Genomic DNA, 26740 nt, shown 5'->3' with positions numbered 1-26740 from the left:
TCGGCTCACCTTCCTTTCCGTCTGCGGACGCGGTCCCTCAGCCCGTCTCCGAGCAGGTTGACACCGACGACGAGCAGCACGATGACCAGTCCGGGCAGCGTGACCAGCCACCACGACGTCGTGATGTAGTCCTGGCCGTCGGAGATGATGCGGCCCCAGGTGGCGAACGGGCGCTGCGGGCCGGCGCCCAGGTAGCTCAGCGCGCTCTCCAGCAGCACGGCCTGGGCCAGCAGCAGCAGGATCACGAGCGTGGCCTGCTTGACGACGTTGGGCAGCACGTGCCGGAGCAGGATGGTGACGCGGCGCAGGCCGAGCACCCGGGCCGCGGCCACATAGGGTTTCTCCCGCTCGACGAGCACGAGGGAACGGGTCAGGCGAGCCACCTCCGGCCACTGCGCGATCGCGATCACGAAGGTGATGACCGGGATGGAGGGGCCGAAGAGCGCCACGACGAGCAGCAGCATCAGCAGCAGAGGCAGCGAGAGCTGCGCTTCCAGCAGGCGGGAGCTCAGGGTGTCGACCCAGCCTCCGAAGTATCCGGCCGCGGCGCCGGCGATGAGGCCGATGACGCCGGACACGAGGATGGCCAGCACCCCGACGGTGAGCGAGACCTGGCCGCCGTGCAGGACCCGGGAGAGAAGGTCCCTGCCGAGCTGGTCGGTTCCGAACAGGTGCCCGCCGGTGAGCGGCGGCAGGCGGCGCAGGCCGAGACTCTGCTCGTCCGGCCCGGGGATCGGCAGCACGTTGGCCAGGACGACGGGCACGACGACCAGGGCCACGCACACCGAGCCGACCCACAGCTTCAGCCGCGCGCCCTTGCGGCGGCGGACCGCCGCGGATCGCGCGAGATCCCGGGCGGTCACCGCGCTGGGCCGCGCTGAGGGTTCCTCCGGGACGTCCCGGCCCCTGAAGCCGTCGGCGGGGCCGGCCTCCATGGCGGTCATGAGGCCACCGCCTTCCCGAGTCGTACCCGCGGGTCGAGCAGCGGGTAGATGAGATCGATGAGGAGTTGGACGGCCACGGTCAGGATGGCCGTGACCAGGACGGTCGCCTGGATCAGCGGGTAGTCCCTGGTTTCCAGCGCGCGCACGACGAGCGATCCGACACCGGGCCAGGCGAAGACGACCTCGACCACCACGACGCCGTTGAGCATGGCGGCGAACCGGGTGCCGAGCGCGGTCACCACCGGGACGGCCGAGTTGCCCATGGCGTAGCGCCAGGTCAGGCCGCGCTCGGAGATGCCGCGGGAGCGGGCGATCGTCAGGTAGGGAGCCGCGAAGCCGGCCCCCACCTCCCGGCGCACCAGGCGGGAGATCAGCGCGATCTGCAGGATGCCGACCGTCACGGTCGGCAGCACCAGGCCGGCCCAGCTGGTGAAACCTGAGGCCGGGAGCACGGGGACGAGCACCGCGAAGATGGTCAGCAGCATGATGCCGCTCCAGAACTCCGGCATGGACTGGCCGGCGATCATGGCCACGTTGGCCCCCAGCTCGCGGGCGGTGTCGGCGTGCCGCGCCATCCAGACGCCGAGCGGGATGGCCACGACCGCGGCGAACAGGATGGAGGAGACCGCGAGCATGACGGTGTACGGCATGCGGCTGAGGACGACGTCCAGGGCGGGGGCCTGGAAGGAGAAGGACGTGCCCAGGTTGCCGCTGAACAGGTCACGGACGAAGATTCCGTACTGCTGGATCAGCGGTTTGTCCAGGCCGAACTGGACGCGGATGCGTTCGAGCTCCGCCGTGGTGGCCAGGGGGCTGGCGTAGGCGGCGGCCGGATCGCCTGGCGCCAGCCGTACGAGGACGAAGACTGTGGAGACGGTCAGGAAGATCGCCAGCAGGCTCTGCCCGACGCGTTGGGCGACATATCGGACCACGAGTCATCCATTCAGCCGGACAGATGCCAGGTCGTAGGAGTTGGTGGGACTGAGCAGGACGTTCTGCACGCGCTTGCGCCGGGCGATGACGGTCTTGGGGACGAAGGCCCACATGCAGGGCCAGGTGTTCCAGATCTCCTTCTGGGCGGTGGCGAGCAACGCGTCGCGGGCCGTCCTGTCGGTTTCCCGAGAGGCCTTCTGGAGCATGGCAGTGATCTTGGGGAACACGTAGCCGTGGTAGGTGTCCCGGGTGGCCTCCTTCTCCTCCGTGCCGGCGAACATGCCCTGCAGCGGGGTCAGCGCCAGCCCGGTCGGGCCGGGGTAGCCGTTGCCGAGGACGTCCCAGTCGCCGCCCCGGCCCTGCCGCCACTTGGAGATGTCGCCGCCCGGCTGGAACTGCTGGAGTTCGGCCTGCACGCCGACCGCCTTGAGCATCTCCACCACCGCCTCCATGACGCTCGTGTCGTTGGCGAACTCCCCGGTCTCCCAGATGATCTTGATCTTGAGGTCTTTCACCCCGGCGGCCTCGAGCATCTGCTTGGCCTTCTGCGGGTCGTAGACGTACTCGCCGGTCTGCACCGCCCCGGTCAGGGTGTCGGCCACCACGCCTCGGGCCTGGGTCGCCGAGTCGGCGAAGACGTCCTTGATCAGGGAGGGGCCGTTGATGGCGTAGCTGAGCGCCTCGCGCACGCGCACGTCGGCGAGGGGGTGTCCGGAGGGCTTGCGGAAGTTGTAGAAGAGCTGCGTGATGCGCGTGCTCGGCACCTGCTGGATCTCCACGTCGCCGAGACCGGACAGCTGGCTGATCGCGTCGGGGGAGATCGCGTCGATCACATCGACCTCGCCGCTGCGCAGGGCGACGACGCGGTTGGCCTCCTCGGGGAGGAACCTGACCTGCACGCTCTTGATCGCGGGCGCGGGACCCCAGTATTTGTCGTTGACCTGCAGCGTGTACTCGCCGGTGCCCCGGTTCGCGGAGGTGACGACGTAGGGGCCCGAGCCGATGCCGCCCTGGAGCTCCTCCGCCTTGTTCGCGGCGGCGGGGGTGATCAGGATGTTCGCCATCAGGTAGTCGAGGGTCGGCACCGGGTTCTCGGTCACGAGCTTGAAGGTGCTCGCGTCGACGGGGGTGACCGTCGGCCACTCGGGGAACAGGCCGGCCAGGAACGATCCGGGGACCTTCTGGTACATCTGCAGGGCCGTTGAGACGTCTTCGACCTTCACCGGGCTGCCGTCGGAGTAGTGAACGCCGTCACGCAGCTTGACCGTCCATTCGGTGGGGCCCGTCAGCTCGAACCTCTCGGCCAGGACGTGCTGCACGGTGAGCTTCTGGTCGATGAAGGTCAGCGCCTGCCGGACGCCACGCTGGACGCTGACGGCGGCGTCGAACTGGTTGAGCTTGTTGTCCAGCGACACGAGCGAGCGGTTGAGCGCCAGCGTGAGACCCGGACCGGCGGTGGAACCGGCACCGGAGCCGGCGCCGGCGACGGGCCCAGGTCCCGCGCAGGCGGCGAGGGGACTCAGCGTCATGGCCGCGCCTGTGAGAGCACCGAGACGGAGAAGACTTCGGCGGGAGTACTGGGGGCCGCTTCCGAGATGAGTCACTGGGCTTCTCGCTTTCTGGACCGTCCTCAGCGGTGCGCTTCTCAGCGGCCGCCTGCCAGGACCGGATGTTTCCCACGTCACAACGACGTTGCTGCACCATTACATGCATGCGCGCTTCGCGCAAGAGCTCTAGCGCATTTTGTGCAAGCTGTGACATCATCCAGGCAAGACGGAGGTTAGGCCGACGTCCACGCCTCACTTCGGAGCGGATCGCGCAGGAGGGTTCGCAGGGGAAGTGAGAGCGTGTCTGAGGTGCACAGATCGATCACATCGGGGGATTCCTTGACGCCCAGGAGAAGCACGGCCGCGCATGGCGTCCTCATCGTGGCCGACGACCTCTCGGGCGCGGCCGAGTCGGCAGCGCGAATACTTATGCGCGGAACACGCACGAGGATTGTGCTCGCTCACCAGGCCGTGCGGGGCGAGCGCGAGCCCGCCGACATCCTGGTGGTCGACACCGACTCCCGGCACCGGCCTGCCGCCGAGGCCGCCGCGGCGGTGCGTTCCGCGCTCGCCCTGGCCCCGGCCGGGCGGCCGCGGCTGGTCTTCAAGAAGATCGACTCTCTGCTGCGCGGCAACGTCGCGGCGGAGGTGGCCGCGCTCGTGGCGCCGGGGACCGGCATCGTCGTCGCCCCTGCCCTGCCCGGTCTCGACCGGGTGGTACGCGGCGGCGTGCTGTACCTGGACGGTGTGCCCCTCCATCGGGCGGACGCCTGGGCGGTGGACGGCGTCTCCCCTCCGGCGTCGGTCGAGGCGGCCCTGGCGCCGCTTCCGGTCCGCGTACTGGACCTGGCGACCGTGCGATCGGATCGCCTTTCCGACGCGATCGCCTCCTGCGCCGCAGACTCGCACATCGCGCTGTGCGACGCCGAGACGGATCACGATCTGGACGCCGTGCTGCGTGCCGCGCTGGCCGTACCGTCGATGCGGCTGGTCGGGTCCGGCGGACTCGCCGACGCGCTCGGGCGCCATCTGCGGGCTCTCGGCGCGGCCATCGAGCAGACGGCCACCGAGCAGACGCCCGTCGGGGAGGTGCCCGTCGGGGAGGTGCCCCACGACGGCGTGGCGCGCCCGGCGCCGCTCGTCGTGGTGGGCAGCGCCGAGCCGGTCGCGGCCGAGCAGGTTCGCCGGCTGGTCGAGGCGGGAGCCGTACCCGTGGCCCTGCCCTTGACGGCGCTGCTCGGCCCGCCCTCCGGACGGGACCCCCTCCCCCGCATCCCGATCGGCGACCGGCCGGTCGTGGCCTTCCTCGACTCCGCCGGCGCCGTCCTCCCGGCGGCCTCGCGCGACCTCGCGCGGCGGCTGGCCGAGGTCGTCGCGGACGCGGTACGCGCGTCCCCCCGGACGGTGGACCTCGTGCTGACCGGCGGCGAGACCGCCCGGCGCGTCCTCGACGCCCTTCAGGTGCGGGAACTGACACCGGTCGGGCAGGTGCACCCGGGAGCCGTCCACTCCCGGACGCCCGACGGCCGTTCCGTGGTCACCCGCCCGGGCAGCTTCGGGGGAGCCGGCTCGCTCGTCGAGATCGTCACGGCCCTGGCCGCGCACTCCCTCGCAACCCTTGACCCCGCCCCTCCCCAGAACCAAGCGAAAGGTCCTCTCGTGAGCATCTCCACCGCCGCCGTCGGCGCGCAGCCGCGCACCGCGGCCACCCCGATCATCGCCGTCACCATGGGTGACGGAGCCGGCGTGGGCCCGGAAGTCATCGTCGGCGCCCTCCAGGACCCCCAGGTCGCCGAGCTCTGCCGTCCCGTCGTCATCGGCGACGCCGGACGGCTGCGCCAGGCGGCCGGCATCCTCGGGATCGACACCGAGATCGTGGCGATCGACACGGTGGCCGATGCCGTGTTCCAGCCGGGACGCGTCAATGTCATCGACCTGGCGCTGCTGCCGGAGGATCTGCCCTGGGGGAAGGTCTCCCCCGTGGCGGGGGCGGCCGCCTACCACTACGTACGCGTCGCCAGCGGGCTGGCGATGGCCGGGGAGGTGCAGGCCATCTGCACGGCACCGCTGAACAAGGAGGCCCTGCACGCCGGCGGCTACATCTTCCCGGGACACACCGAACTCCTCGCGCACCTGACCGGGATCGACGAGGTGTCCATGATGTTGTCCTCGCCGAAGATCCGGGTCATCCACGTCACCACGCACATCGGACTGATCGACGCGATCGCGAAGATCGAACCCGGCCTGGTGGAGCGGACCGTTCGCCGCGGCCACGAGGCGCTGCGGCGGGCCGGGATCGACAACCCGCGCATCGGCGTGTGCGGCATCAACCCGCACGCCGGGGAGAACGGCCTGTTCGGATACGGGGAAGAGGCCGAGAAGATCGTGCCCGCCATCGAGGTGCTGCAGGCCGACGGCATCGACGTGCAGGGACCGCTGCCCGCCGACACGGCGTTCTTCGTCGCGGGACGCGGGGACTACGACCTCATCGTGGCGATGTACCACGACCAGGGCCACGGCCCGGTGAAGATCCTCGGCATCGAAGCCGGGGTGAACATCACCGTGGGCCTGCCCGTCATCCGCACGTCCGTGGACCACGGAACCGCCTTCGACATCGCCGGGAAGGGCATCGCCGAGGTCGGTAGCATGATCGAGGCGCTGCGCCAAGCCGCCCAGATGTCTCCCAGCCCGGCCAACTGACTCCGGGGCGTTGAATGACAAGCCGAGAAGGAGGAGCGTTGTCCAGAAACTCTGACCGTCGGCGCGCCGAGATCGTACGCCTGGCCACGACCAGTGGTCTGGCCAGCGTCGAGGAGCTGTCCTCGACGTTCGACGTGACCTCCTCGACCATCCGGCGTGACCTCGCCCGGCTGACCGCGCAGGGGCTGCTGGCCCGCACGTACGGCGGCGCGATGGCCGTCGTCGCGCACCCCGAGGACTCGCTGCGCCAGCGCGTCGGTGACGCCTTCGAGGCCAAACGCGGAATCGCCCGGTGGGCGGCCCAGCAGATCGGAGCCGGGGAGTCCGTGCTGCTCGACGCCGGCTCGACCGTCGCGGCGCTGGCTCACGAACTGCGCTCCAGCACCCAGCTCCTGATCGCCACCACGAGCCTGACGGTGCTGAAGGAGCTCGACGACGTCGAGGGCCTCCACGTGGAGTGTCTCGGCGGCAGGCTGCGCCACCTCAGCCAGGGATTCGTCGGCCCCGTCACCGAGACCTCCCTGGAGCGGATGTCGTTCGACCGCGTCTTCCTCGGGGCTGACGGAGTCACCGCCGACCGCGGGATCTGCGAGGCCGACCTCCAGCAGACCCGCCTCAAGGAGCTCATGGCGCGCAGTTCCCACAAGACCTACGTGCTGGCGCACGCGGCCAAGCTCGGGCGGCGTCCGTTCCACGCCTGGGTCCAGCTCCCCCGGCCATGGACGCTGGTGACCGACGCCGGCGCCCCGGAGGAGGCGCTGGCCCCGTTCGCGGCCGAGGGTGTCGAGGTGGTCGTGGTCGACGCCGAAGGACAGATCGCCAAGCCGCAGCCGGCCGAGGGCCGGCCGATCGCCCCATAGCGCCCGATGTGACCCGCTCCGAGCTTGCCGCGGTCAGGCGAGCGGGACGCCCGTGTGGCTCTCCAGGGCGTGGATGAGGCGAGCCTGGAAATCCTCGTCCCGCGAGGCGGGGTGCGGCGTCTGCACCTGCCGGTGATACCAGTAGCCGCCGGTGGCCGGCGTCACGTCATGGTGGGTGGCGAGCCACACTTGGGTCTGGTGTCCAGCCGCCAGGTCATCCGGCGCGCCGGCGCCGCCCATGCGGGTGGGGACCCAGCCGGGGTCGACCGCGTGGGTCGAGGTTCCCTCCCACCGCGACGCGAGCGCCAGCGCGAGCGTGGTGACCCACAGCTTGCTGTCGCTGTACGAAGCGGTGCCGGTGGCCAGCCGTCGCAGGTCGGTGGAGCCGCCTCGGTGCATGGAACTGCTCAGGTAGATGAGCCTGCCCGGCCTGTCCATCAGGGCCGTCAGCAGGTACGGCGCGACGGTGTTGACGGTGCCCGCTTCGGGGGAACGCATGGTGCCGGCGTTGTGGATGACGGCGTCGAAGCGGCCGAACCTGCGGGCCTGCCGGGCAACGTCGCGGACCTCGTCCAGGTCGGCGAGATCCCCGAAGACGACGTCCTTCCACCGGGCGGTGTCGTCCGCGTCGCCGAGTCGGGCCCGGTTGCGGACGTGAATGACCACATCGTGCCCGCCGTCGGCCAGCGCGTTCGCCGTGTCGTATCCGAGTCCGGTGGATGCCCCGGTCACCAGGATCAGTGCCATCTCAGAAACTCCCGCACCTCGTCCTTCCTGTGCTCATATCCTCCACCGTAGACCTGTCGCCTGACGTGATCGGCGCCGCGGTGCCGTCCGCCGCGACCGCGCGTCAGACGGTCAGCAAGACCTCGACGGCCCGCCGCTCGTCCCATCGAACCCGGTGAACGCGCTCCCTGGCAGGGGCTCAGCAGCCCCCCACCTGGACCGACCACCCAGGCCGGCCGATGCGCGCACGGGGCTTCACCCCCCGTCGGGTCACTCCGTGTCTCCGCCCGGGGCGGGGCGGGTGAGGCGGACCATGGCCCGATACAGCGCGGTGGGCGCGGGGGCCGGCTCCAGCGGCGCCGGCTCGGCGCCGGGGGCCGCGTACGCGCGCAGCATCTGGCCGACCAGGCGGCGCCAGGCGCCGGGGGCGGCGTCCTGGGTGGCGGCGACGACACCGGCGTTGGCCATCAGCAAGATGACGAGATCCTCCGAGGTGAAGTCGGCGCGCAGGTGACCGGCGGCCTGCGCGCGGGCGATGAGTTCGAGGAAGCCGTTGTACGCCTCGGCGCGGCGGGCTTCCAGCGCCTTCGCGGCGGGAAAGGTCATGGCCAGCACGTCGGCGAAGCCGCGATCGGCGGCCTGCATGGCGCAGACGGCCTCGATGTAGCCGACGAAGCCGTGCCAGGGATCGGGATCCGCGAGGGCCCGGGCGACCGCGTCGGCATAGGCGTCCATGCGGTCGGCGAAGACCGCGTTGATGAGCTCTTCGCGGGTGGCGAAACGGCGCGACAGGGTGGCCTTGCCGACGCCGGCCTCGCGGGCGATGCAGGCCATGGAGACGCCGATCCCGTGGCTGGCGTACAGGCGGCGGGCGGCGGCCAGGATGCGCTCGCGGTTGCGTTCGGCGTCGGCGCGCAGCCCCGATTCGGGCTGCCGGTCCAGGGGCGAGTCGGGATCCGCGGTAGTCATGATTCCACTCTACATAAGTGGAACACGCTGCCCAGTTTCCTTGTTAGGCTGTCGGCATGGAACTGGGCCCCCCGTTCCACTTTTCGAAAGGTGTACGTCATGCGTGCTGTAACGCTGGACTCCGTCCCCGCGACCCCGGCCGTGAGCGAGGTCGGCACTCCCCGCCCCGAGCCCGGCGAGCTGCTGGTGAAGGTGGCCGTCTCCTCGATCAACGGCTTCGACGCCGCCACCGCGGCCGGCTACCTGCAAGGGGTGATGGACCACCGCTTCCCGCTGGTGGTGGGCAAGGACTTCGCGGGCACCGTCGAGGCCCTGGGCGAGGGCGTGGACGGTTTCGAGGCCGGCCAGACGGTCTTCGGGGTGGTGATGAAGCCGTTCCTGGGCACCGGCTCGCTGGCCCAGTACGTCACCGTGTCCGCCACCTACGGCGTGGCCCCCGTCCCCGACGGCCTGTCCGTTCGGGAGGCGGGCGCGCTGGGCCTGGCCGGCACCGCGGCGCTGGACAGCCTCAACGCCATCGCCCCGGCCGGCGGCGAGACGGTTCTCGTCTCCGGCGCCACCGGCGGGGTGGGCGCGCTGGCCGTGCAGCTGGCCGCCGCCCGCGGCGTCCGCGTCATCGCCACCGCCCGCCCCGGCGCCGAGGCCGACTTCGTCACCGGCCTGACCGGCACGCCGGTCCACCTCGTGGACTTCACCGGCGACCTGCCGGCCCAGGTCCGCGCCCTCGCCCCCGAGGGCGTGGACGCCGTGGTGCACCTGGCGGGCGACGGCGCCGAGCTCGCGGGCCTGCTGCGGCCGGGCGGCCGCCTGGCCTCCACCCTCGGCCTGACCGCCGACGCCGTCCCCGGCGGCGACGTCACCGTACACACGATCATGGCTGACCCCAACCCGCAGACTCTGGCCGCCCTGGCCGAGCAGGCCGCCTCCGGCGCGCTGCGCGTGCCGATCACCGCCGCCTACCCGCTGGAGCGGGCACCCGAGGCGTTCGCCGCCTTCGGCGCCGGCGCGCTCGGCAAGCTCGCCGTCACCTGCTCCTGAACCCCCGCCTAGGAGAAGAGAGCTGATCGTGCCCACCATCGCCATCGTCGGCGCCGGCCCCGGCATGGGCCTGGCCATCGCCCGTACCTTCGGCGGCCGCGGCTTCGACGTCGCCCTGATCGCCCGCACCAAGGAGAAGCTGGAAACCCTGGCCGGCCGGCTCGAAACAGAGGGCATCACCGCCGCCGCGTTCCCCGCCGACGTGCTGGACCGGCCCTCCCTGACCGCCGCCCTGGAGGCCGCCGCAGACCGGTTCGGCGGTCTGGACGTGCTGGAGTACTCCCCCGCCCCGCACTCGCCGGTGCCCGGCTTCACGACGGCCGTCCCTTCCGAGGTGACGGTGGACAACCTGCAGCCGCAGATCGAGTACAACCTTTACGGCGCCGTGGCCGCCGCCGGCGCGGCGCTGCCCGCGATGCGGGCGGCCGGGTCGGGCACGCTGCTCTTCACCACCGGCGGCGGCTCGGTGGACCCCATCCCGATGCTCGGCAACGTCAACGCCGCCGCCGCGGCTCTGCGCAACTGGGTGCTCAACCTGAACAAGGAACTGGCCGGCAGCGGCGTGCACGCCGCGCACGTGGCGATCAACGTCTGGATCGGCGAGGGCGGCCCCGACGGCATCCCCACGGCCACGCCCGAGCAGATCGCCCCGCTGTACTGGGACCTGTACGAGCGCCGCGACCGGCCCGAGGTCGTCTTCAACGGCTGACCGGCGGCTCCCGCCGCCGGTTTTGGACCTTTCTGAAGGAAGTCTCATGAACATCGTCTTGTGACTCCTCCACCCCGTAAACGGGGTGGCTTCTCGCTACGCCGCGCGGGCGTCGCGGAGGACCAGCCCGGCCCTCTTGATGTTGCTCGCCCCGACCACGTCCGCGTTGGCGGCGTACCCGCACGTGACGCAGACGAAGCCGGCCTGGGTGGTGCGATTGGCCCCTGATACGTGCCCGCATTCGGGGCAGGTGCGGGAGGTGTTGCGGGGATCCACCGCGATCACGTCCCGACCGGCGCTTTCAGCCTTGTTGGTGAGGATCGCGAGGAACACCCCCCAACCCGCGTCCAGGATGCTCCTGTTCAGCCCGGCCTTCGCCGCTGACCCGTTGGGCAGGAATCCGCCCGCCCGCTCCGGATCAGGCTTCACCGCGGGGCTCTTGGTCATGTTCGCGATGCGCAGGTCCTCGACCGCAATCACGTCGGCCGCGCGGACCAGGCCGAGCGCGGTCTTGTGCGCGTGGTCGGTCCGCCGCCGGGCCACCTTGCGATGGATCTGCCCGATCTTCTTGGCGGCCCTCTTCCTGCGGGTGCTGCCGCGTCTGGTGCGGGCGTAGGCCCGCTGCGCGGCGGCGAGTTCCTCCTCCACGGTCTTCAGGTAGCGGGGGTTGGCGACATGCCCGCCCTCATCGGTGAGGCCGTCGATCGGCTCGCTCACGGTCGCGAAGTGCGTGACGCCCATGTCCACCCCGACCTCCCGGCCGGTCGCAGGCAACGGCACGGCAGGAACGTCGTCGCACGAGCAGATCACATACCAGCGCGAGCCCTCCCGCTTGATCTCGATCTGCTTGACCCGCCCGGCGATCGGCCGGTGCTGGTGCACCCGCAGGTGCCCGACGCCCTGCACCCGGACGTAGGTCGCAGCCGGGTGGTGCGGCTGGGAGTCCCATCTCGCGCCGTCGCCCTCGACCAGGGTGACGGTGTCGAACCAGCCCCTGCCCTTGAACCGGGGATAGCCAGGTGTCTCACCCGCCCTGACCCGGTGGAAGAACGCCTCGAACGCCTTGTTCAGCCGCCGCAGGGTCTGCTGCTGGCTGGTGAACGACCAGCAGCCCTGACCCTCGGGGTCAGCCTCACGGATCTCCTTCAACTGGGCGGACTGATCGCCGTACCGGATCGAGACCTTGCAGCGCCGCCACGCTTCCCGGCGTTCCTGCAGCGCGGCGTTGTACAACGCCCGATGATCGTCCAGCATCGCCGTCAGCGTGATCTCCTGGTGCCGGGTCGGCCGCAGCAGGAACTTGAACGCCCTACGCATCCTCGCCCCCGCTCTTGGCCTTGGGGACACGCTCATACTGGGTCTCGATGTAGCGCTGGACCATGGCTGCGCTAACCGTGCCCACACTCGCCACAAAGTACGAGCGCGACCACAGAGTCGGCAGCCGGGAGCGCAGGTGACCGAACTCGACCCGCAGGTGGTGGGAGGTGTAACCCTTGAACTGGTTGGCCACGTACGACGGGGAGTCCTTCGGGCGCGCCTTGACGAACAGATGCACGTGATCGGGCATCACCTCCAAGGCGATGACCTCCCAATCGTGCTCAGCGGCCTTCGCGGGCAGCAACTCCTCCAACCGGATCTTGACCCGGCCACCCAGGACACGGCGCCGGTACTTGGAGCACCACACCACGTGGTAGCCCAAGTCGTAAGCCGCACCGGGGGAAGTACGCACCTGACGAGACACACGATCAGCATAAGCACCGCGTTCTTACACTGATCAGTGTTCACCGGAACCCGCACGGGCCTGCGACTTCAGGCACGCTCAGGCGCTTAGAGCGCCTTCCACTCGGCATTCCCCCGCTCCCTAAAGGGAGCGGTCCCCTGCCTTCGACCTGATGGATCGTGCAGGCCCTGCTGGCCGTCATGTTCGGCATGGCCGGGGTGATGAAGTCCACCCAGCCCAAGGAGAAGCTCCACGCCAGGCTCCCCTGGGTGGAGGACTTCTCCGCCGGCACCGTCCGTCTCATCGGCGTGGCCGAGCTCGCCGGCGCGCTCGGGCTGATCCTGCCCACGGCCACCGGCATCGCCCCCGTCCTCACCCCGCTGGCGGCGACCGGCCTGGCCGTGGTGATGGTCCTGGCCGCGCTCACCCACGCCCGCCGCAAGGAACCCGCCGCGATCGCCTTCAACGCGGTCCTGCTGCTCCTGGCCGCCCTGGTGGCCTGGGGCCGCTTCGGCCCCTACGGCTTCTGAGCCGTGCCTGGTCGCCGTGCATTACGCGCACAACGCGCAGGCCGCTCGGTAAACCGTCGAGCTCGGGGATCACGGTCAACACCGTGGCACCCGGCATCACGGACAACGGAAACGTGATCTTCGCGATCCCCGAGGTCCGGGAGCAGATGTCCCAACGGGCACGCCCTAAGCCGTCCAGGGCGTCACGGGGACGTGCCGCAGGTCGGCGGACATTCTGGCGGCCGTCTCGGCCAGCGCGGGCAGGACGTCGCGGAGCAGGTCGGCCCGGGTGGCCCGGCTGGCGTGGGTGGCGACGTTGACGGCCGCGACCACCCGCCCGTCCCGGCCCCGGACCGGCACCGCGATGGACCGGACCCCCTCCTCCAGCTCCTGGTCCACCAGCGCGTAGCCGTCCTCGGCGGCCCGCCGGACGGCGGCCCTCAGCCGGTCGGGCGCCGTGATGGTGTGGCGGGTCAGCGGCTGCGGCGCGATGGCGGCCAGCCGTTCCTCGGGTTGAGCGGCCAGGAGCACCCGGCCCATCGAGGTGGCGTACGCGGGGAAGCGGGTGCCGACCGTGATGTTGACGGTCATGATGCTCACGGTGGGCACCCGCGCCACGTACAGGACGTCGTCGCCGGACAGCACCCCGACCGAGGCGGACTCGTGGACGCGGGCCACCAGGTCGGCCAGGTGCGGCTGGACGACCTCGCCGAAGGTGCGCTCGGACAGGGCGGCGTAGCCCAGCTCCATCACCTTGGGGAGCACGGCGAAGCGGGAGTCGTCGCAGGTCACGTAGCCCAGCCGCGCCAGCACCTGCAGCGATCGCCGCACGGTGGCGCGCGGGAGGCCGGTGGTCCTGGCGGCGTCGGCCAGGCTGAGCCCGCCGCGGGCCGAGCCGAGCGCCACGAGCACGGCCAGGCCGCGAGCCAGCGACTGAAGGTACCCGCTGCCCAATTCCTCCTTGGCGGCACGAGACAGATCTGTGGATGCCGGTGCCAGCGGGGGCCGGGACGCCGGTTCGGCCAGGGCCGCTTCCATGGTCGCTACCGTCTCGCGCAGCCGGGGCAGCGCGTAGTCGCGCAGGCTGGCGGCGGTGTGCCGGCTGGTGTGGCTGACGACGCTCACCGCGCAGACCGCCCGCCCCCGCGGGTCGCGCACGGGCACCGCGACCGCGACCAGGCCCGGCTCGATGAGCTGGTCGTCCTCGGCCCACGGCGCGGCGGGGTCGCGCAGCGCCAGGCCCGCCGCGCAGCGGTCGGCGGGCAGCAGGTCGCCGACCCGGAAGGCGACCGACATGGTGCGCCTGCGGGTGAACTGGCCGATGAAGCGCACCCCGTCGCCGTCCGCGACGGCCAGCGACACGGACTCGTCCAGCTCCTCCGCGAGCCGCTCGGCCGGTGGCGCGAGGGGGTCGCGCAGGCCCCCGCCGGCGAGGTACGCCTCGCCCAGCTCCATCAGGCGCGGCGCGGGCAGCAGGTCGCGCCCCTCCGCGCGGACGTAGCCGAGGTGGACCAGCGTGGCCAGCACGCGGTCGACCGTGGACCTGGCCAGACCGGTGGCGCGCACGAGGTCGGTGGCGCGCACCCGCGCCGAGCGCGAGCGCCCGTCCCGCCCTCCGGCGGCGTCCGCCGTCAGCGCCCGGAGCACGGCCAGGCCGCGTTCCAGGGTCCCCGCAGGCTCCATGGGCTCTCCTTTGACACGAGCGCGGTCACATACGCATACTCGATTTCACAATAGTGAACTAAAGTTCACTATGCGAACACTCCCCATGAATGGAGCGTCGTGCGGAGAGACAAGGTGGTCGCGAGCGCGGAGGAGGCGCTGGCCGGCGTGTCGGACGGCGCGTCGTTCGCGGTCGGCGGCTTCGGGCTCAGCGGCATCCCCAACGTCCTGATCCGGGCCCTCTACAACACCGGCGTGACGGGGATCGGCGTGGTGTCGAACAACTGCGGGGTGGACGGCGGCGGCCTCGGCATCCTGCTGGCGGCCGGGCGCATCGCCCGCGTGACGGCCTCCTACATCGGCGACAACAAGGAGTTCGCCCGCCAGTACCTCGCCGGGGAGCTGGAGGTGGAGCTGACCCCGCAGGGCAGCCTGGCCGAGCGGCTGCGGGCGGGCGGCGCCGGCATCCCCGCCTTCTACACCCCCGCCGGGGTCGGCACGCCGGTCGCCGACGGCGGGCTGCCGCTGCGCCACCACCCGGACGGCTCGATCGCGGTGGCCTCGCCGCCGAAGGAGGTCCGCGAGTTCGACGGCCGCTCCTACGTGCTGGAGCGCAGCATCACCACCGACTTCGCGCTGGTGCGGGCCGCCAAGGGCGACCGCTACGGCAACCTGGTCTTCAACAAGGCCGCCCGCAACTTCAACCCCCTCGCCGCGATGGCCGGGCGGGTCACGGTCGCCGAGGTCGAGGAGCTGACCGAGCTGGAGCCGGACGAGGTGCACCTGCCCGGCGTGTTCGTCCAGCGCGTGCTCGTCCTGACCCCCGAGCAGGCCGCCGACAAGGGCATAGAGAAGAGGACGACCACCTCATGAGCTGGACCAGGGACGAGATGGTCGCGCGGGCGGCGGCCGAGCTGCGCGACGGCGACTACGTCAACCTCGGCATCGGGCTGCCGACCCGCATCCCGTCGTTCCTGCCGCCCGACGTGGACGTGATCCTGCACTCGGAGAACGGCGTCCTCGGCGTCGGCCCCTACCCCGCCCCCGACGCGCTGGACCCCGATCTGATCAACGCCGGCAAGGAGACCGTGACCGTGCTCCCGGGCGCGTCGTTCTTCGACTCCTCGCTGTCGTTCGGGATGATCCGGGGCGGCCACATCGACGTGGCGGTGCTGGGCGCGATGCAGGTCTCGGCGCGGGGCGACCTGGCGAACTGGATGGTGCCCGGGAAGCTGGTCAAGGGCATGGGCGGGGCGATGGACCTGGTCCACGGCGCGGGCCGGGTCATCGTGATCATGGATCACACCGCCAAGGACGGCACCCCCAAGATCGTCAAGGAGTGCTCGCTGCCCCTCACGGGGAAGGAGTGCGTGCACCGGATCATCACCGACCTCGGCGTCCTCGACGTCACCGAGGCGGGGCTGAGGCTGGTCGAGACCGCGCCCGGGGTGAGCGTGGCCGGCCTGCGCGACCGCACGGAAGCGGAGGTAGCCGTATGAACACCGTCTACATCGTGGACGCCGTCCGCACGCCCTTCGGCCGCCACGGCGGGGCGCTGGCCGGCATCCGCCCCGACGACCTGGCCGCCCACGTCGTCAGGGCCGTCGCCGAGCGCAACGACGTGGCGGCCCCCGACGAGGTGATCCTCGGCAACGCCAACGGCGCCGGCGAGGAGAACCGCAACGTCGCCCGCATGGCCGCGCTGCTCGCCGGCCTGCCCGTGACCACCCCGGGCGTGACCGTCAACCGGCTGTGCGGGTCCGGCATGGAGGCCGTCATCCAGGCGTACCGCATGATCGCCCTCGGCGACGCCTCCACCGTGATCGCCGGCGGCGTGGAGTCGATGACCCGCGCGCCGTGGGTGCTGCCCAAGCCGGACCGGGCGTTCCCGGCCGGCGGGCAGGAGCTGGTCTCCACGACGCTCGGCTGGCGGCTGGTCAACCCGAGGATGCCCGCCGAGCACACCGTGCCGCTGGGCGAGGGCGCCGAGCTGATCGCCGACCGGCACGGCGTCGCCAGGGCCGAGCAGGACGCGTACGCGCTGGCCAGCCACCAGAAGGCGGCCAAGGCGTCGTTCGAGCGCGAGATCGTCCCCATCGAGGGCCTGACCAGGGACGAAGGCATCCGAGAGGACACCGGCCTGGACCAGCTCGCCCGGCTCAAGCCCGTCTTCCGGCAGGGCGGCACGGTCACCGCGGGCAACTCCTCCCCGCTCAACGACGGCGCGGCGGCCCTGCTGCTGACCGACGAGGCGGGGCTGCGCGGGCGCGAGCCGCTGGCCAGGATCGTCGCCGGCGCGGCCAGTGCCCTCGAACCCCGCTACTTCGGGCTCGGCCCGGTCGAGGCGTCGCGCAAGGCCCTGGCCAGGGCGGGCAAGGGGTTCGGCGACCTGGCGAGCGTCGAGCTGAACGAGGCGTTCGCCGCGCAGGTGCTCGGCTGCCTGGCCGAGCTGCCCGACCTCGACCCCGCCATCGTCAACCCCGACGGCGGCGCCATCGCCCTGGGCCACCCGCTCGGGGCCTCCGGCGCTCGCATCACCGGCACCCTGGCCCACCGGCTGGCCGCCGCCGGCTCCGGCACCGGGCTCGCGTCCCTCTGTATCGGCGTCGGCCAGGGCCTGGCCGTCGTCCTGGAAAGGTAGCCGCACATGACCCCACCCCTCACCCAAGCCGACATCGACCGCGAGATCGCCGAGATCCACCAGGCCCGTGAAGGCGAGGAGGCGAACCATCCCGATCGCGACTTCGTCCCCTACCGCAGCAGCGTGCTGCGCCATCCCAAGCAACCGCTGGTCGCGCTGAAGGACCCGGAGGCGGCCGAGCTGGCCGGGCCGGTCTTCGGCGTCGCCGACGTCGCGCCGTTCGACGCGGACCTGACCAGGCAGCACGCCGGCGAGCCGCTCGGCGAGCGGATCACCGTCCAGGGGCGGGTGCTGGACCGCGACGGCCGCCCGGTACGCGGCCAGCTCGTGGAGATCTGGCAGGCCAACGCCTCGGGCCGCTACCTCCACCAGCGTGACGACCATCCCGCGCCGCTCGACCCCAACTTCTCCGGCGTGGGCCGCTGCCTGACCGACGACGAGGGCCGCTACGCCTTCACCACGATCAAGCCGGGCGCGTACCCGTGGCGCAACCACGTCAACGCCTGGCGGCCCGCGCACATCCACTTCTCGGTGTTCGGCACGGCCTTCACGCAGCGGCTGGTGACCCAGATGTACTTCCCGAACGACCCGCTGTTCCGGTACGACCCCGTGCTCAACTCCGTCACCGACGAGCGGGCCAGGCAGCGGCTGGTCTCCGCGTACGACCACGACCTGTCCGTGCCGGAGTGGTCGCTGGGCTACCGGTGGGACATCGTGCTGGACGGCCCCGCCGCGACCTGGATGGAGGAGGGCCGATGAACCCCACTCCCTCCCAGACCGTGGGCCCGTTCTACGGCTACGCGCTGCCGATCCCCCGCGGCGGCGACCTCGCCGAAGGCGGGATCACCGTCCACGGCTACGTCTACGACGGCGCGGGCGAGCCGGTGCCTGACGCGCTGCTGGAGTTCTGGCAGGCCGACCCGTCCGGCAACCTCGCGGGCGCGCCGGGCACGCTCCGGCGCGACCAGGTCAGCGGCGTGCTGCTGGGCCGGCGCGGCGTCGACTTCACCGGGTTCGGCCGGGTGGCCACCGACGCCGACGGCGGCTGGGCCCTGCGCACGCTCCTGCCCGGCAACGGGTACATCAGCGTCTGCGTGTTCGCCCGCGGCCTGCTCCACCACCTCTACACCCGCATCTACTTCGCCCAGGACGCCTTCCTCGGCTCGCTGCCTCCGGAGCGCGGGCGGACGCTGGTGCCCGTGGAGGAGCGGGCGGGCGTCTACCGGTTCGACATCCACCTGCAGGGCGACAAGGAGACCGTCTTCCTGGACTTCGGCTGATCTCCTCAGACCAGGCCCACCATGAAGCCCTCGTCGCGGATGCCCAGGTAGACGGCCGGGCGGTACTGGCGCATGGCGTGCTCGATGACCGGGATGTACTTGGGGTTCGAGCCCAGCGGGAGCCGGTAGCCGTTCTTGACCGTGTGGAACTCCCACAGGTGCTCCATGTCGGGATGGCGTGCGCGGAAGCCCGGGTCGGCCGGGAAGAGGTCGAGGCGGACCATCGTCTTGCGCATGATGTAGTCGGCCAGTTTGACGCGGCGCTGCTGCGTACGCGAGATGCCCACGCCGGACAGCTCGGCCCACGGGGCCGCCCACGGGCGGCCCTGGGGGTCGTCCCAGCGCACGCCGTAGACGTCGAAGACGAGCTTGCGCGGCCGGCTGAGCTTGCGCCAGGTGATGATCGGCAGCAGCCCGATGAACAGGAAGATCAGCCCGAGCACCAGGACGGCGACCGCGGAGCCCGCGCCGCCCGTCGTCTGCCCGGTGAGCGCCGAGAAGACCGCCATGAGCCCGATCGCCCCGGCGACGGAGCCGCCGATCAGCGCCTTCACCTTGGCGTCGCCGCCGACGTCGATCACCACGGGAGGCGGTGCGAAGGCGGGCGGCTGCTGTGGGGGGTAGGGGGCGTTGAACTGCTGCGGTGGCTGCTGCTGGGGGCCGTACATCATGAGACGGCAGGCTAGCCGGGATCGCCCGATGTGCCGTGACGCTTCGTACATTTGCGAAGCGTCACGGGTCACCCGGACTCGGCGGGGCGGATCTCGGTGAACAGGCGCAGCGTCACCGGCCGCACCCGCCACCTGGGCCAGCGCAGCCGCAGCGGCGAGAACGCCGCCGCCAGGACGATCTTCAGGTACGAGCTCCCGCCCCGCCCCACGGGCACCCGCGCGCAGAACCCCGACACGTCGGCGCGGGCCGCCCGCCCGTCCAGCAGCAGCCGGCTGCTCCCCCGGACCTCGGATCCGCCCTCCAGGCTCACCGACTCCCACAGGAGCTCGGGCGCCCCGGGCAGGCAGAGCCGCAGCGTGAAGCCCGCCAGCGACCCGGCCGGGCTGAGGTAGAAGGAGCCGTCGAAGTCGCCGCTCCCGAGACCGGCCGAGAGCGTGGCCTCGCTGGCGTCCATGGCGATCCGCCAGGCGTTGGGATCGGTATAGGGGATCAAGGGGCTCACCTCGCTGTCAGGTAAGGCGCGTCTACACAGATAAGACGGACTGGCCCCCGCAAATGTGACAAGCGGGACAGCGTCGCGCGGGCAGGGTCGCGCGGGCAGGGTCGCGTCGAGCCGGAAGCGGTGGTCCCCTGCGGCGGTCGTGAGGCGGCCGCCCCGGGCGGCCAGGCGGGCGGTGAGGTTGGCGACGCCCTGGCCGGGCTCGGCGGGGCGGCCGGTGACGCCGTCGTTGTCGACGCGCAGCCGTACGAGGTCGTCGCGGGTGGCCAGGGCGATGCTCACGTGGCGGGCCTCGCTGTGCCGCAGCACGTTGGTGGCCGCCTCGCGGACCACGACGGCGAGCAGCGCGTCGAGGCCGTCGGGCAGGGGCGCGTGCGCGGGGTCGATCTCCACGGTCGCGCCGGTGGCCTCCAGGACCTCGCGGGCCGAGGCCAGCTCGGCGCGCAGGCTGAGGCCGGGTTCGCCGTCCCCGGGGATGGCGCGCAGGTCGGCGAGCGCGGTGCGGGCCACGGTGACGATGCCGGCCAGCTCGACCCCGGCGCCGGCGGGATCGCGGGCGGCCAGCTCCTGCCTCGGCGCCGGCGGGATCGCGGGCGGCCGGCTCCTGCCTCGGCGCGGGCGGGATCGCGGGCGGCCGGCTCCTGCCTCGGCGCGGGCGGGATCGCGGGCGGCCGGGTCGGCCTTGGCGGTGATCCGTCGCGGCTACCATCGCGGCCGGGCGATCGTCAGCAAGGTCGACGCCCGCAACCGGCTCGACGCGGTCCGGATCGCCACCGAGGCCGGCTGGCGGTGACCCGCCGTCAGGCGCGCTCGTCCCGGGCCATCCGGTAGAGCCCGTACGCGGCCTCGATCGCCCCGAGCACCATCATGACCACGCCGATCTTCGAGGGGGTGAACACCACGATCTCGACGTCGAGCCCGAACAGCCACAGCGCGAGCCCGATGACGAAGACCGCCAGTCCGGTGAGGAACGTCTTGCGGGCAGGAGCCATGGGGACCTCTTCCGATCAGGGCCGTTTCCCGCAACGCTAGCGACGGCCCGGGCCGCGAGGCTTCCTGCCCGCTGAGGAGATCGGCGTACATCCTTCGGGTGACCGCCCTCCCTCACCCGGGAACGCCGGTGGCCCCCTTGGGCGGCGCGATGAGGCCGTACATGACCAGGGCGCAGAGCGCGATCGCGATCACCGACCAGATGGGGAAGGCCACCATGAAGGCGAAGTGGCCGATCATGGCCAGCCCGGCCAGGACGACCCCGGTCCAGCGGGCCCAGGTCTGCCCGGCCAGCACGCCGAGCCCCACCAGGAACATCAGGACGCCGATCGCCAGCCAGATCACGCCCCAGGCGGTGTAGTTCCACACCAGGAGGCGGCCGCCGGGCGTGACGAAGAAGTACGTCTTGAACAGGGCGATGACGCCCTCGATGATGTTGAAGACGCCCAGCACCATCGAGAGGGTGCCGGCGAATCCGAGCCAGCCCGAATAGCCACCACGGTGGAATGCGAACGGTGACGTTGACGTCGCCATGATCGTCTCCTTCCCGGCGAGTGGAAACTCCGGGTCGTCTGCATCCCATGCCCGAAATGTCTAAAGACAAAATCCCGCCGGGCAAAGCTATGTCCTCGCATCGGCAAAGTGCGCCGCCTTTCAGCCACCCACTTTTCCCAATTTTTCCGGAAATTAGGGATTTGCTTGGCCGACGTCACCCGTACGGAAACGACAAAGTGCGAGGGGTACCTTCACCGAATAATCTGGGAGTGCAAGCTCGGGCACCGGCGGCGGGGTGGTCCGAGCGCCGGAGCCGTTGGAGCATTCATGACCATGACCGCACCGATCGTTTCCTGCCACCTGCCCGCTGAGCTCAACAGCTTCATCGGCAGGCGGCACGAGATCGCCGAGGTCAAGCGGCTGCTGTCCGATGCCAGGCTGGTGACCCTGATCGGCGTCGGCGGGGTCGGTAAGACCCGGCTGGCCCAGCGGGTCGGGTTCGACCTGCGGCGCAGCTTCGCCGACGGCGTGTGGCTGGTCGAGCTCGCGGCGCTGGAGAGCCCCGAATTGCTGGTGCAGGCGGTGATGGAATGCCTGGAAATCCAGGACCGTTCGCTGCGGCCCCCCATCGAGGTGCTCACGGAGCATCTGCGTGACAAGAGAATGCTCCTCATTCTGGACAACTGCGAGCACCTGCTGGACGAATGCGCCGCGGTGGCCGAGACGCTCATGCGCGCCGCACCCGATCTGCGGATCCTGGCCACCAGCCGGCAGACGCTCGGCGTCGTGGGCGAGCAGGTGATGCCCGTTCCGCCGCTGCCCTTGCCGGATTTCGACGTCGCGCGCTCGTCCACGGATTCGCTGAAGCAGTTCGACGCGATCCGGCTGTTCGCCGACCGGTCCCAGTCCGTGCTGCCGGGGTTCGAGGTCACCGACGACAACCAGGACAGCGTGGCGCGGATCGTGCGGCGGCTGGACGGCATCCCGCTGGCGATCGAGCTGGCGGCCGTCCGGCTGCGGGCGCTGTCCGTGGAGCAGCTGCTGGCCCGGCTGGACGACCGGTTCCGGCTGCTCACGATGGGGGCGCGCACCGCGATGCCCCGCCAGCAGACGCTGCGGGCGCTCATCGACTGGAGCTACGCCCTGTGCACCGAGCAGGAGCGGCTGCTCTGGGCCCGGCTGTCGGTGTTCTCCGGCGGTCTGGACCTGGAGGCGGCCGAGCACGTGTGCGCCGGCGACGGCATCGAGCCCGACGAGGTCGTCGATCTGGTGGTCGGCCTGGTGGGCAAGTCGGTGCTGGCCCGCGAGGGCGACCAGACCACGGTGCGCTACCGGCTGCTGGAGACGATCCGCCAGTACGGCCGCGACCGGCTGCGCGAGTCGGGCGACGAGGCGGCGCTGCGGGCCCGGCACCGCGACTGGTTCGCGGACCTCGCGAGCCGCGGGCAGCGGGAGTGGTTCGGCCCCGACCAGGTGGCCTGGTTCAATCGCCTGCGCGCCGAGCACGGCAACATCCGCAGCGCCCTCGACTACTGCCTCACGACGCCGGGCGAGGCGGTGCGCGGCCTGGCCATCGCCACGGCGCTGCGGTTCTACTGGATCGCGACCGGGTCGCTGCGGGAGCCGCGCGACTGGCTCGACCGCCTGCTCGCGGCAGGCCCGGCGACCGGCCCGGCGGCGCGTCCTCCAGCGGGCCCGGTGGAGGGTCCTCCGGCGGGCCCGGCGGCGGAATCGGCTGCGGACTCGGCGGTGGCCCCTGCGGTGGGCCCCCCGGTGGGGGACGCGGTGGGGGACGCGGAGGAGGACGCGGCGGCGACCGTCCGTGCCAACGCGCTGTGCGTCAACGCGCGGCTGGCGGTGCTGCAGAGCGACTTCGCGCTGGCGGCCGACATGCTCGAGGAGGCCCGCGAGCTGGCGAAGCAGCTCGACGACGCGGCGATCGTCGCCGAGATCTCCTACGTCTGCGGCCTGGCGGCCCTGCTCCAGCGCGACATCACCGGCGCGGCGGCCCTGCTGGAGGAGGCGGTGGCGGGCTACCGCGAGACGGACGCCCCGATGGGGGTGGTGAACACGCTGCTGTACCTGGCCACCGCCCACTCGCTCCTCGGCCATCCGGAGGAGGCCGTCGCGCGCTTCAAGGAGGGCCTGGAGGCCTGCGAGGCCCGCGAGGACCACTGGTTCAGGTCGTACACGCTGTGGATGTACGGGGTCGAGGTGTGGCGGGAGGGCGACGTGGCCGGGGCGGTCGAGATGGAGCGCGAGGCCATCCGGCTCAAGCAGCCCTTCGACGACCGCCTGGGCACCGCCCTGTGCATCGAGGCGCTGGCGTGGATGGCCGCCGACGGCACGCCCGAGCGCGCCGCCGTGCTGTTCGGGGCCTCGCAGGAGCGCTGGCGGTCGTTCTGCGCTCCCCCGTTCGGCTATCTGGCCGGCCACCACGACGCCTCGGAGGCGCTGGCGCGCGAGCGTCTCGGCGAGGAGAAGTTCGAGGCCGCCTTCCGCAGGGGCACCGAGCTCACCCCGGCCGACGCGCTCGCGTACGCGATGTGCGAGAGCCCGAAACCGGCCAAGCCCGCGGCGGCGGCCCAGGCCTCGCCGCTCACCCGGAGGGAGATGGAGATCGCCCGGCTCGTCGCCCAGGGCATGACCAACAAGGCCATCGCCTCCGCGCTGGTGATCGCCCAGCGCACGGCCGAGGGGCACGTCGAGCACATCCTGACCAAGCTCGGGTTCAACTCGCGCGCCCAGATCGCGGCCTGGGTCAGCGAGCAGGGGCTGCTTCCCGGGGGCGCCCCGTGAGCTCCGGGGCCGGCGTACTGACCGACCAGTCCACGTTCGTCGGGCGGGCCCAGGAGCTGTCCACGGTGCGCAAGCTGCTGGGCAGGTCCCGGCTGCTCACCTTGACGGGCGGGGGCGGCGTCGGCAAGACCCGGCTGGCGCTCAGGACCGCGGAGCTGCTGCGGGACATGTACCAGGACGGGGTCGAGGTGGTCGAGCTGGCCACCCTGGAGACGGGCGACCTGCTGGAGTCGGAGGTCGCCACGGCGCTGGGGCTGCGCGACGTGCGCCGCGATCCCATGGGCGTGCTGGTGGACTACCTGTCCACCAAGCGGATGCTGCTGGTCCTGGACAACTGCGAGCATCTGAGCGCGGTCTGCGCCCGGTTCGTGGATCGGCTGCTGCGTTCCGCGCCCCGGCTGCAGGTCCTGGCGACCAGCAGGCAGACGCTGCGGATCTCGGGCGAGCAGGTGCTGGCGGTCGCTCCGCTGTCGACTCCCGATTCCGGCCCCGGTTGCGGCCACACGGTCCGGGAGGTCGGCCGCCACGACTCCGTCCGCCTGTTCGTGGAGCGCGCGGCGGGCGCCGTGCCCGGCTTCCGGCTCAACGCGCGCAACGTGGCGCCCGTGGCGGAGCTGGTCCGGCGGTTGGAGGGCATCCCGCTGGCGATCGAGCTGGCGGCGGTCCGGCTGCGGTCCATGCCGCTCGAACGCCTGGCGCGGGAGCTGGAGGAGCGGTTCGACGTGCTGGTCACGAAGACGCCCACCGTCCTGCCCCGCCACCAGACGATGCGCGCGACCATGGAGTGGAGCTTCCGCCTCTGCTCGGCCGGGGAGCGGCGGCTGTGGGCGCGGCTGGGGCTGTTCCCCTCCGGGGCCGACCTGGAGACCGCCGAGGCGGTGTGCTCCGGCGACGGCATCGACCGGCTCGACGTGCTCGACCACCTGACCGGGCTGGTGGACAAGTCGGTCCTGGTCAGGGACGGGTCCAGATACCGCATGCCGGAGGCCCTGCGCGCGTACGGGTGCGAGCAGCTGCCGCCTCCCGAGGAGCGGTGGCTGCGCCGGCGTTACGTCGAGCACTACCGGGACCTGGTGAAAGAGCACCGGATCGACCGGATGGTCCCCGAGCAGCTGGACCGCTACCTGCTCCTGCAGCGGGAGCTGCCCAACATCCGCGTCGCCCTGGAGATGTGCCTGAGCGAGCCGGCGCTGGCGCCGACGGAGCTGGAGGCCGCGTCGGCGATGTGGTGCTTCTGGCTCCTGGGCGGGTCGTTCGCGGAGGGCCGCTACTGGCTGGGACGCGGACTGGAACAGGTGCCGCAGGCCGGCCGGTGCCGCGCGGAGGGGCTCTGGGCCGACAGCCTGCTCGCCCTGCGCCAGGGCCAGAGTGCGGCGGCCATGCGGGCGCTGGAGGAGTTCCTCGCCTTCGCCCGCGGGCACGGCGAAGACAGGCTCGTGGCGAACGGCGTCCGCAGCTCGGGCGTGGCGGCGTTCTTCGCCGGCGACGCCCAGCGCGGCCTGGCGCTGATCCGGGAGTCCCTCACCCTCCACGAGGCCCTGGACGACATGGACGGCATCATGTTCGACCTCTATGTCGGGGCCGTGTACGGCTCGACCGAGCATCCCCGCCAGGCGACGGAGTTCGGCGAGCGGCTCCTGACCCTGTGCGAGAGCCGGCGCGCCCTGGTCTTCCGCGCCTACGCGCAGCTCGCGCTCGGTGTCGCACACTGGAATCTGGGCGAGCGCCGGCGCGCGGAGGCGCTGCTGACGGCGGCCACCGAGTTCACCGGGGGGATCAACGACCGGTGGTGCCTGACCCAGTGCCTGGAGGTGCTGGCCTGGCTCGCGGGCGCGCGGGACGAGCACGAGCGGGCCGCCGCGCTGCTGGGGGCGGCGCACGCGATGTGGCAGGCGGTGGGGGCCTCGCCGGAGTGGATGACCTACCACGCGACCTGGCACGAGCGTTGCACGCGGCAGGCCCGCGCGGCGCTGGGCCGGTCGGCGTTCGCGACGGCGTTCCGCCAGGGATCGCGGCTCGGGCCGCAGCGGGCCGCGGCCTACGCGGTGGGCGGCGCGCCACGGGGGCGGTCGGCGCGGCGGGGCGGCCGGGGCTCGAAAGCGCCCGTCACGACGGCAGCGGGAGACCGGCGGCGGCCTCGGTCAGGCGCGTCTCCAGCCGGGTGACGATGGCCGGCGCCCCGGCCGTGTCGATCCGGCAGCAGTACAGGAAGCGTACGAGGGGCTCCTCGGCGATGGGGCGGGCCACGACGCCGTCCACCGCGTCCGTGAGCGCCAGCGCGGGCAGCACGGCGATGCCGAGCTCGTGGGCGACGAGCTGCAGCACCGTCCTGAAGTCGTCGCCCTCGAAGGCGAGCCGTGGCTGGAAACCCGCGGAGCGGGCCAGCTCCGCGAGGGGGCCGAGCTGGGGACCGGTGACGGGAGTGCCGATCCATGCCTCGCCGGCCAGGTCGGCCAGGCTCAGCGACGCGCGCCCGGCCAGGGGGTGGCGGGCGGGGAGCGCGACCATGACCGGGTCGCGGCCGATGAGCGAGCGCCGCAGGCCCGGTGGCGGCGGCAGGGGGAACCAGGAGTAGTCGAAGGTGACGGCGAGGTCGAGGTCGCCGCGGAGCAGCCGCTGGTAGGCGTCCTCGGTCTCGTACTGGCTCAGCGTGACGCGCACGCCCGGGCAGGCCCGCCGGAACGCGGCCAGGGCCGGCGGGACGATGCCGGCCGCGGCGGAGACGAAGGCACCCAGCCGCACCTCGCCCGACAGCCCGGCGTCCAGGGCCTCCAGCTCCGTCCGGGCCCGGGTCATCGCCGCCCGGACCGCCTCTTCGGCCCGCAGGAGGACGGTGCCGGCGGCGGTGGGGCGTACGGGACGGCGGTCCAGGAGCCGCAGCCCCGCCCGCCGTTCGAGGTCGGCGATCTGCTGGGAGACGGCCCCTTGCGTGTAGCCGAGCTCGTCGGCGGCCGCCGCGAACGAGCCCAGCCGGACGACGGCCTCCAGCGTGGCCAGCAGGCGGGGTTCCAGTTGTCCGGGCACGAACATTAGCCTACCTAATGGCA

26 protein-coding genes are annotated in these 26740 nt (G+C 72.0%); 13 read left to right on the top strand and 13 right to left on the bottom strand.

The genetic code is table 11. The annotated features are described in order from the left end of the window. Positions 1–5 precede the first annotated feature (5 nt). Genes HD596_RS35950 through HD596_RS35940 form a run of 3 tightly spaced genes read right to left on the bottom strand, consistent with a single transcriptional unit; the run spans position 6 to position 3406 of the window. Positions 6–944 carry an ABC transporter permease gene (locus tag HD596_RS35950; RefSeq protein WP_221519668.1) on the bottom strand — a complete coding sequence of 313 codons (939 nt, stop codon included), beginning with the start codon at positions 942–944 and terminating at the stop codon, positions 6–8. After that, positions 941–1876, bottom strand: a complete 936-nt coding sequence (locus tag HD596_RS35945) for an ABC transporter permease (RefSeq protein ID WP_185073951.1) — start codon at positions 1874–1876, stop codon at positions 941–943. The genes HD596_RS35950 and HD596_RS35945 overlap by 4 nt, the downstream gene beginning before the upstream one ends. A gap of 3 nt (positions 1877–1879) precedes the next feature. Then, positions 1880–3406 carry an ABC transporter substrate-binding protein gene (locus HD596_RS35940; RefSeq protein WP_185073950.1) on the bottom strand — a complete coding sequence of 509 codons (1527 nt, stop codon included), beginning with the start codon at positions 3404–3406 and terminating at the stop codon, positions 1880–1882. A gap of 318 nt (positions 3407–3724) precedes the next feature. On the opposite strand from HD596_RS35940, the gene pdxA reads away from it, so the two are divergent. Then, on the top strand, positions 3725–6124 hold the full coding sequence (gene pdxA, locus HD596_RS35935) for a 4-hydroxythreonine-4-phosphate dehydrogenase PdxA (RefSeq protein WP_313045661.1): 2400 nt from the start codon (positions 3725–3727) through the stop codon (positions 6122–6124). A 38-nt stretch (positions 6125–6162) separates the two neighbouring features. Beyond that, a complete protein-coding gene (locus HD596_RS35930) occupies positions 6163–6984 on the top strand; it encodes a DeoR/GlpR family DNA-binding transcription regulator (RefSeq protein WP_221519666.1) in 822 nt (273 codons plus the stop codon). 33 nt (positions 6985–7017) lie between these two features. Here the strand turns inward: HD596_RS35930 and HD596_RS35925 are convergent, their stop codons facing one another. Further along, entirely contained in the window at positions 7018–7731 is a 714-nt protein-coding gene (locus tag HD596_RS35925; RefSeq protein WP_185073948.1) for an SDR family NAD(P)-dependent oxidoreductase, read from the bottom strand. A 249-nt stretch (positions 7732–7980) separates the two neighbouring features. Next, the gene (locus tag HD596_RS35920; RefSeq protein ID WP_185073947.1) at positions 7981–8679 is read right to left on the bottom strand and encodes a TetR/AcrR family transcriptional regulator; all 699 of its coding nucleotides are present in this window, start codon (positions 8677–8679) and stop codon (positions 7981–7983) included. A gap of 99 nt (positions 8680–8778) precedes the next feature. Here HD596_RS35920 and HD596_RS35915 point away from each other — a divergent pair, with 99 nt between their 5' ends. Together HD596_RS35915 and HD596_RS35910 are read left to right on the top strand one after the other, a co-directional pair. Further along, complete coding sequence (locus HD596_RS35915) at positions 8779–9717, top strand: NADP-dependent oxidoreductase (RefSeq protein WP_185073946.1); 939 nt, start codon at positions 8779–8781, stop codon at positions 9715–9717. A gap of 28 nt (positions 9718–9745) precedes the next feature. Beyond that, a complete protein-coding gene (locus HD596_RS35910; RefSeq protein WP_185073945.1) occupies positions 9746–10426 on the top strand; it encodes an SDR family NAD(P)-dependent oxidoreductase in 681 nt (226 codons plus the stop codon). Positions 10427–10522: 96 nt separating this feature from the next. On the opposite strand, the gene HD596_RS35905 is transcribed toward HD596_RS35910, so the two are convergent. Then, positions 10523–11743: an RNA-guided endonuclease InsQ/TnpB family protein gene (locus HD596_RS35905; protein WP_185073944.1), complete on the bottom strand. Its 1221-nt coding sequence runs from the start codon at positions 11741–11743 to the stop codon at positions 10523–10525. Then, positions 11736–12167, bottom strand: coding sequence for an IS200/IS605 family transposase (gene tnpA, locus HD596_RS35900; protein WP_185073943.1), 432 nt, complete (start codon positions 12165–12167; stop codon positions 11736–11738). The genes HD596_RS35905 and tnpA overlap by 8 nt, the downstream gene beginning before the upstream one ends. A gap of 158 nt (positions 12168–12325) precedes the next feature. On the opposite strand from tnpA, the gene HD596_RS35895 reads away from it, so the two are divergent. Beyond that, on the top strand, positions 12326–12676 hold the full coding sequence (locus HD596_RS35895) for a DoxX family protein (protein ID WP_313045658.1): 351 nt from the start codon (positions 12326–12328) through the stop codon (positions 12674–12676). A 165-nt stretch (positions 12677–12841) separates the two neighbouring features. Here HD596_RS35895 and HD596_RS65080 read toward each other — a convergent pair whose 3' ends face one another. Further along, the gene (locus HD596_RS65080) at positions 12842–14338 is read right to left on the bottom strand and encodes an IclR family transcriptional regulator domain-containing protein (RefSeq protein WP_185073942.1); all 1497 of its coding nucleotides are present in this window, start codon (positions 14336–14338) and stop codon (positions 12842–12844) included. Positions 14339–14437: 99 nt separating this feature from the next. Between HD596_RS65080 and HD596_RS35885 the strand changes: the two genes are divergently transcribed. From HD596_RS35885 to pcaG, 5 genes are read left to right on the top strand one after another with little or no spacing between them, the layout of a single operon-like run. Continuing rightward, positions 14438–15190: a CoA transferase subunit A gene (locus HD596_RS35885; protein WP_185073941.1), complete on the top strand. Its 753-nt coding sequence runs from the start codon at positions 14438–14440 to the stop codon at positions 15188–15190. Beyond that, a complete protein-coding gene (locus HD596_RS35880; RefSeq protein ID WP_185073940.1) occupies positions 15187–15816 on the top strand; it encodes a CoA transferase subunit B in 630 nt (209 codons plus the stop codon). The genes HD596_RS35885 and HD596_RS35880 overlap by 4 nt, the downstream gene beginning before the upstream one ends. Next, complete coding sequence (locus HD596_RS35875; RefSeq protein ID WP_185073939.1) at positions 15813–16958, top strand: thiolase family protein; 1146 nt, start codon at positions 15813–15815, stop codon at positions 16956–16958. Before HD596_RS35880 ends, HD596_RS35875 begins: the two co-directional genes overlap by 4 nt. Positions 16959–16964: 6 nt before the next feature. Continuing rightward, on the top strand, positions 16965–17717 hold the full coding sequence (pcaH, locus tag HD596_RS35870) for a protocatechuate 3,4-dioxygenase subunit beta (RefSeq protein ID WP_185073938.1): 753 nt from the start codon (positions 16965–16967) through the stop codon (positions 17715–17717). Next, the gene (gene pcaG / locus HD596_RS35865) at positions 17714–18238 is read left to right on the top strand and encodes a protocatechuate 3,4-dioxygenase subunit alpha (RefSeq protein WP_185073937.1); all 525 of its coding nucleotides are present in this window, start codon (positions 17714–17716) and stop codon (positions 18236–18238) included. The genes pcaH and pcaG overlap by 4 nt, the downstream gene beginning before the upstream one ends. A gap of 5 nt (positions 18239–18243) precedes the next feature. On the opposite strand, the gene HD596_RS35860 is transcribed toward pcaG, so the two are convergent. Both HD596_RS35860 and HD596_RS35855 read right to left on the bottom strand, forming a co-directional pair. Next, entirely contained in the window at positions 18244–18909 is a 666-nt protein-coding gene (locus HD596_RS35860) for a hypothetical protein (RefSeq protein WP_221519665.1), read from the bottom strand. Positions 18910–18977: 68 nt separating this feature from the next. Continuing rightward, positions 18978–19919, bottom strand: a complete 942-nt coding sequence (locus HD596_RS35855; protein ID WP_185073936.1) for a sensor histidine kinase — start codon at positions 19917–19919, stop codon at positions 18978–18980. A gap of 7 nt (positions 19920–19926) precedes the next feature. Between HD596_RS35855 and HD596_RS62390 the strand changes: the two genes are divergently transcribed. Continuing rightward, positions 19927–20202 (top strand): hypothetical protein, encoded by a 276-nt coding sequence (locus tag HD596_RS62390; protein ID WP_185073935.1) that lies wholly within the window; start codon positions 19927–19929, stop codon positions 20200–20202. 7 nt (positions 20203–20209) lie between these two features. On the opposite strand, the gene HD596_RS35845 is transcribed toward HD596_RS62390, so the two are convergent. Together HD596_RS35845 and HD596_RS35840 are read right to left on the bottom strand one after the other, a co-directional pair. Beyond that, a complete protein-coding gene (locus HD596_RS35845; protein ID WP_185073934.1) occupies positions 20210–20401 on the bottom strand; it encodes a DUF5708 family protein in 192 nt (63 codons plus the stop codon). 112 nt (positions 20402–20513) lie between these two features. Beyond that, the gene (locus HD596_RS35840) at positions 20514–20933 is read right to left on the bottom strand and encodes a DUF7144 family membrane protein (RefSeq protein ID WP_185073933.1); all 420 of its coding nucleotides are present in this window, start codon (positions 20931–20933) and stop codon (positions 20514–20516) included. A 288-nt stretch (positions 20934–21221) separates the two neighbouring features. Here HD596_RS35840 and HD596_RS35835 point away from each other — a divergent pair, with 288 nt between their 5' ends. Further along, positions 21222–23693 (top strand): LuxR C-terminal-related transcriptional regulator, encoded by a 2472-nt coding sequence (locus tag HD596_RS35835; RefSeq protein WP_246555085.1) that lies wholly within the window; start codon positions 21222–21224, stop codon positions 23691–23693. Then, entirely contained in the window at positions 23690–25858 is a 2169-nt protein-coding gene (locus HD596_RS35830) for an ATP-binding protein (protein WP_185073932.1), read from the top strand. Before HD596_RS35835 ends, HD596_RS35830 begins: the two co-directional genes overlap by 4 nt. Here HD596_RS35830 and HD596_RS35825 read toward each other — a convergent pair. After that, positions 25800–26717: a LysR family transcriptional regulator gene (locus HD596_RS35825; protein ID WP_185073931.1), complete on the bottom strand. Its 918-nt coding sequence runs from the start codon at positions 26715–26717 to the stop codon at positions 25800–25802. The genes HD596_RS35830 and HD596_RS35825 overlap by 59 nt on opposite strands. Positions 26718–26740: the final 23 nt, after the last annotated feature.

Source organism: Nonomuraea jabiensis, assembly GCF_014204795.1.
Lineage (GTDB): Bacteria > Actinomycetota > Actinomycetes > Streptosporangiales > Streptosporangiaceae > Nonomuraea > Nonomuraea jabiensis.
The sequence above is the reverse complement of the archived record's forward strand: the minus strand, read 5'-3'. Positions and strand labels throughout refer to the sequence as shown.